2 protein-coding genes and 1 pseudogene are annotated in these 6450 nt (G+C 72.6%); all 3 read left to right on the top strand.

The window, feature by feature from the left end:
* Nucleotides 1-165, top strand: a pseudogene (locus AB0M08_RS38230) (IS110 family transposase); the annotation flags it as partial.
* A gap of 968 nt (nucleotides 166-1133) precedes the next feature.
* Nucleotides 1134-5048 (top strand): Pls/PosA family non-ribosomal peptide synthetase, encoded by a 3915-nt coding sequence (locus tag AB0M08_RS38225; protein ID WP_364504679.1) that lies wholly within the window; start codon nucleotides 1134-1136, stop codon nucleotides 5046-5048.
* Nucleotides 5045-6409 (top strand): M1 family metallopeptidase, encoded by a 1365-nt coding sequence (locus AB0M08_RS38220; RefSeq protein WP_364504681.1) that lies wholly within the window; start codon nucleotides 5045-5047, stop codon nucleotides 6407-6409. Before AB0M08_RS38225 ends, AB0M08_RS38220 begins: the two co-directional genes overlap by 4 nt.
* The last annotated feature ends 41 nt before the right edge of the window (nucleotides 6410-6450 follow it).

The following is a 6450-nucleotide window of genomic DNA, read 5'->3' as shown; positions in this document are numbered from 1 at the left end:
GCTCTCTATCGCATCGCTCTGACCCGGCTACGCCACGACCCCGCCACCCGCGCCTACCGCGACCGACGCACCGCCGCAGGCAAAACACCCCGCGAAATCATCCGCTGCCTAAAACGCTACATAGCACGCGAAATCTACCGACTCCTGATCCCCGCAACACCTTGACAGACCATAGGGGCATCCAGCCGCGCCGGGAAAGCTGGCGCTCACGGGTCTCTCCAGCCCGCCGAGACACCCCTGACCGCCAGCCGCGAAGATCATCCCCACGGTTGATCATGAAATGTTGATCAAGTCCGGCCAGGCGGGGCCCACCCCGACCGGGGGAAACCCTATCCCTCACGGAGCAGTGGCAGAAAACGGCGATCTTGGCCCGGGGCCCTGTGGACAAACCCCGGCGGTGGATAACCCCCGACCCGGACCATGACCGAGAACGCCTACCCCCGAATCCCGCCGGTGACGATCCCGCCGGAATTGACCAGCGGGGTCAGGGGTCTCTCGGAGGGCCTGAGACACCCCGGACCACCAGCCAACCGGCGTGAGACACCCTGGATCGCCAGCCGACCGGCCGAGGCGCCCCGGATCGCCAGCCGGAGCGGCCCGAGGCACCCCGGATCGCCAGCCGACCGGCCGAGGCGCCCCGGACTGCCGGTTCGCCGCCCGCGGGGTACCGCCCGGCCGGGTTCACGAACGAACCCCGGGCAGGCGGAGTCGACGATCCACGGGCGGCGAGTGTTCGGGCGGTCACCCCGGTCACGGGATCCGGCGTCCCAACCAGGTGGTCCGGAATTGACCAGCAGGGTCACCCGTGAACGCCAGCCACGCCGGAAGAGCTGGCATCCAGAGGTCTCTCAAGCCCGCCGAGACACCCCTGAGGGCCAGCCAGGAGCGGGAGGCGCGTTACGGCCGTGACCGTCGGTGAGGTCGCGGGCGGGGTGAGACGGGTGGCGGGGGTGCTCCGGCGGTCGTTACGTTTTGTCCGCTGTCCAGGGGATAACGCCTGTGTCAGTGGACACTCATTTGACATGTGGGCGTTATTTTCCGTCTACGGCCCGTAGCTTTATTGGTCGCCCCGGGGCTCGTTGCCGTGCGCCTGGCCAACGTAGTGACCCAGTGGTGGAGATGGAGCGCGCTCGGTGACCGTCAGCAGCGACCTGCAACTGATCGAACTGCCCGAAATCGATCTGCTGGCGGACACGGGGGCCCCGGCGCTGTTCCGGTCCGACTCCGCCCCGCTGCGCCGCACGCTCGTCGACATCCTCGACGCGACCGTCCGTGAGCACGGCGCGGCGCCGGCGATCGACGCCGGGGACGTCACGCTGACCTACCGGGAGCTGGCCGACGAGGTCGAGAAGCTGCGCGCCACCCTGGCCGGGCACGGGGTCGGCGTCGGCGACCGGGTCGGCATCCGGATCTCGTCCGGCTCGGCCGAGCTCTACCTGGCGATCCTCGGCGTGCTGGCGGCCGGCGCGGCCTACGTGCCGGTGGACGCCGACGACCCCGAGGAGCGCGCCGAACTGGTCTTCGGCGAGGCCGACGTCGCGGTCGTCCTGGGCGACGGGCTGACCGTGTCCGTACGGCGTACCCCGGAAGGAACCCCAGGACGGCCTGGACCGGCGGACGACGCCTGGATCATCTTCACCTCGGGCTCCACCGGCACCCCGAAGGGGGTGGCGGTCTCGCACGGCTCGGCGGCGGCCTTCGTCGACGCGGAAGCGCAGATATTCCTCGAGGACGAGAACCTCGGGCCCCGGGATCGTGTCCTCGCCGGGCTGAGCGTCGCGTTCGACGCCTCCTGCGAGGAGATGTGGCTGGCCTGGCGGCACGGCGCCTGCCTGGTCCCGGCCGCCCGCTCGCTGGTCCGCAGCGGCGTCGACCTCGGGCCGTGGCTCGCCGACCAGCGCATCACCGTGGTCTCCACGGTTCCGACGCTGGCCGCGCTCTGGCCGGTCGAGGCGCTGGAGAACGTCCGGCTGCTGATCTTCGGTGGCGAGGCCTGCCCGCCCGAACTGGCCGAGCGCCTGGCCGTCGAGGGGCGTGAGGTCTGGAACACCTACGGGCCCACCGAGGCGACCGTGGTGGCCTGCGCCGCCCGGATGACCGGCGAGGGGCCGGTGCGTATCGGGCTCCCGCTGGCCGGCTGGGAACTCGTCGTGGTCGATCCGGCCGGTGAACCGGTCGCGATGGGCGGGACCGGCGAGCTGGTGATCGGCGGCGTGGGCCTGGCCCGGTACCTGGACGCGGCCAAGGACGCCGAGAAGTTCGCGCCGCTGGCCTCGCTGGGCTGGGAGCGGGCCTACCGCAGCGGCGACATCGTGCGCGCCGAGCCGGAGGGGCTGCTCTTCCTCGGCCGCGGCGACGAGCAGGTCAAGCTCGGCGGCCGGCGCATCGAGCTGGGCGAGATCGACGCCGCGCTGCAGGCCCTGCCCGGGGTGGCCGGGGCGGCCGCCGCGATCAAGAAGACCGCCGCCGGGAACCAGCTGCTCGTCGGCTACCTGGTCGCGCGGGACGGCGCCGAGATCGACATGGCGGCGGCGAACCAGCGGATCCGCGAACAGCTGCCCGCGGCCCTCGTCCCCCTCCTGGCCGTCGTGGACGACCTGCCGACGCGTACGTCCGGAAAGGTGGACCGCAACGCACTCCCCTGGCCGTTGACGATCGGCGGTGAAGCCGCCGCCGAACTGACCGCGGCCGAGGACTGGCTGGCCGGCGGCTGGGAGCAGATCCTCGGAGTGCGCCCGGCCGACGCCGGCGCGGACTTCTTCAGCAACGGCGGCAGCAGCCTCAACGCGGCGCAGCTGGTCGCCTGGATCCGGCAGACGTACCCGCAGATGTCGGTGGCCGACATCTACCAGAACCCGACGCTCGCCGAGATGGCGACCGCCGTCGAGGCGCTCGGCGCGCAGGAGACCACCCGCCGCGAGGTCCGGCCGACGCCGCTGCGCGCCGGCTTCCTCCAGGCGCTGATGATCCTGCCGATGCTCGCACTGGTCGGGCTGCGCTGGCTGACCATCCTCGCCGCGCTCGGCCGGATCATCACGCTGGTCGCCCCGGCACCGTGGGCGCCGCAGGTCTCCTGGTCGTGGATCGTGGCGAGCTGGCTGATCCTGTTCAGCCCGGCGGGGCGGATCGCGATGGCGGCCGCCGGTGCCCGGATGCTGTTGCGCGGCGTCGGTCCCGGCGAGTACCCGCGCGGTGGCGGCGTCCACCTGCGGCTCTGGGCCGCCGAACGGCTCGCCGAGCTGACCGGCGCGAACGGCGTGGCCGGCGCCGGCTGGATGATCACTTATGCGCGGGCGCTCGGCGCGCGGATCGGCCGGGACGTCGACCTGCACTCCGCGCCGCCGGTGACCGGGCTGCTCAAGCTCGGCCGGGGCGTCGCGGTCGAACCCGAGGTGGACCTCTCCGGCTACTGGATCGACGGTGACGTGGTCCGGGTCGGCATGGTCCGGATCGGTGCGGGCGCCCGGGTCGGGTCCCGTAGCACGCTGATGCCCGGCGCCCGGATCGGCAAGAACGCGAAGATCGCGGCCGGGTCGACGGTGACCGGTGCGGTGCCGTCGAACCAGCGCTGGGCCGGTTCCCCGGCGGTCCCGGTCCCGGCGAAGGGCGGCGCGGCCTGGCCGTCTCAGCGCCCGCCGCGGCACCGGTTCGGCGCCACGTTCTGGGTGGCCGCGTACAGCGCCACCGCCCACCTGCTCGGTCTGGTCCCGGTGGTCGCCGCGCTGCCCGCGCTCGCGATCCTCGGCTATGCGGTCGCCGAGCGCCCCACCCCGTGGGCGGCCCTGCTCGCCGCTCCGGCCGCGGCCGTCTCCTATCTTCTCGGGTACGCCCTGGTCGTGCTGGTCGCCGTCCGCCTGCTCTCGATCGGCCTCCGGGAGGGCTTCCACCCCGTGCAGGGCCGCCGTGCCTGGCAGGTGTGGGCCACCGAGCGGCTGATGGGGATGGCCCGGGTCGCGCTCTTCCCGATCTACTCCAGCCTGTTCACGCCGGTCTGGCTGCGGCTGCTCGGCGCGAAGGTGGGCCGTAACGTCGAGGCGTCGACCGTGCTCGCGCTGCCCGCGATGACCACCGTCGACGACGGCGCGTTCCTGGCCGACGACACCATGGTCGCCACGTACGAGCTCAGCCACGGCTGGATGCACGTCGCCCCGGCCCGGATCGGCAAGCAGGCGTTCCTCGGCAACTCCGGGATGGCCGCGCCGGGCCGCTCGGTGCCGAAGCGGGGCCTGGTCGGCGTGCTCTCGTCGGCGCCGCGCAAGGCGAAGAAGGGCTCGTCGTGGCTGGGCGCCCCGCCGATGCCGCTGCGCCGGACCGTCGAGGCCGCCGACAGCGGCCGTACCTACGACCCGCCGCTGCGGCTGAAGCTGGCCCGTGCCGCGATCGAGCTGTGCCGGATCGTCCCGGTGATGTGCGCCGGTGCCCTGGTCACCCTGGTGCTGACCGCGCTCGCCGCGATCTGGCAGGAGTTCGGCGGGCTGATCGCCGTGCTCGCCGCCGGTCCGGTCCTGCTGGTCGCCGCGATCGTCGCCGCGCTCACCGCGACCGCCGCGAAGTGGCTGCTGGTCGGCCGGTTCCGGGTCACCGAGCACGCGCTCTGGACGTCGTTCGTCTGGCGTAACGAGTTCGCCGACACGTTCGTCGAGGCGTTCGCGGCGCCGTGGCTGTTCCGCTTCGCGACCGGCACACCCCTGCTCAACATCTGGCTGCGCACTCTCGGTGCGACCATCGGTCGCGGTGCGTGGTTGGAGACCTACTGGCTTCCTGAGTACGATCTGGTACGGCTCGGCGCGGGTTCGACCGTGAACCGGGGGTGCGTGGTGCAGACCCACCTGTTCCATGATCGGATCATGGCCATGGATGAGGTCACACTGGGCGCGGGCGCCACTCTCGGCCCGCACGGCATCGTGCTGCCCGGCGCCAGCATCGGCGCGCGTACGACGGTCGGACCGGGCTCTCTGGTCACCCGCGGTGATGCCGTCCCCGGCGACAGCCGGTGGCTCGGCAACCCGATCGCGGCCTGGCCGGCATCGGCTTCCCGACGGCCGTGACCCCGCCGGCCGACCCGGTCGCCCCCACGCCCGGCGTCGAGCAGTCGACCGACCCGTACCTGCCCGCGCACGGCAACGGCGGGTACCGCGTGCTGCACTACGACCTGGAGCTCGACTACCGGGTGACGCAGAACCGGATCGACGGCCGCGCGACCATCACCGCGCGTGCCCTGCAGTCGCTGAGCCGGTTCACGCTCGACCTGGGCCGTCTGCGCGTCAAGGACGTGCGCGTGGACGGCCGCCCGGCGAAGTTCGCCCATCAGCCCGACAAGCTGCGCATCCGCCCGGAGAAGGCGATCGGCTACGGTTCCACCTTCAAGATCGAGATCAGGTACGGCGGCAAGCCCGCCCCGATCTCCGGTCACTGGGGCGACATCGGCTGGGACGAGCTGACCGACGGCGCCCTGGTCGCCAGCCAGCCGATCGGCGCGCCGTCCTGGTTCCCGTGCAACGACCGCCCCGACGACAAGGCCACCTACCTGGTCTCGGTGACCACCGCGACGGCGTACACGGTCGTCGTCACCGGTGATCTGGTCGCCCGCCGCCGCGTGGGCGCCACCACCACCTGGGTCTACGAGCGCAACGAGCCGACCTCCGCGTACCTGATGAGCGTCCAGGTCGGCCGCTACGAGCTGGTCGAGCTGGCCCCCGGCCCGGTGACCCAGCGCGCCGCGATCCCACCCCGCCTGCGCGAGACGTTCCGCCACGACTTCGGCCGCCACGGCAAGATCATGACGGCCCTGGAGCGGCTCTTCGGCCCGTACCCGTTCCGCGAGTACGTCGTGGTGGTCACCGACGACGACCTGGACGACCCGATCGAGGCCCAGGGCATGGCGGTCTTCGGCCGCAACCACGTCGACGGCGCGCGCACCCACGAGCGGCTGGTCGTCCACGAACTGGCCCACCAGTGGTTCGGCAACAGCCTCACGGTCGCCGACTGGCGCCACATCTGGCTCAACGAGGGCTTCGCGACGTACGCCGAATGGCTCTGGTCCGGCGCGTCGGGCGGCCCGTCGTCGGCCGCCCACGCCGCGCAGTGGCACGACTGGGTCGCGTCGCAGCCCGCCGACATCGTGATCGCGGATCCGGGCGTGGTCCGGATGTTCGACCCGCTGGTCTACAAGCGGGGCGCGCTCGCGGTGCACGCGCTGCGCCTGCGGTTGGGCGAGGCGGCGTTCTTCGCCCTGCTGCGCTCCTGGGTGGCCGAGCACCGCCACGGCACGGTGACCACCGAGCAGTTCCGCGAGCACGCGGCCCGGTTCTCGTCCCGCCCGCTCGACGACCTGTTCACGGCGTGGATCGACCGCCCGGAGCTGCCGCCGCTGCCCCGCCCGTGGTTGCCCCCGCGCACCCGCCCGTAGCCGCTCTCGCCGGTGGCCGATCCCGGTCTTTCACTCGCCGG

It is taken from the genome of Actinoplanes sp. NPDC051851 (genome assembly GCF_040681165.1).
Taxonomy (GTDB): domain Bacteria; phylum Actinomycetota; class Actinomycetes; order Mycobacteriales; family Micromonosporaceae; genus Actinoplanes.
Note: the sequence above shows the minus strand (reverse complement) of the source record. Positions and strands in the feature narration are given on the sequence as shown.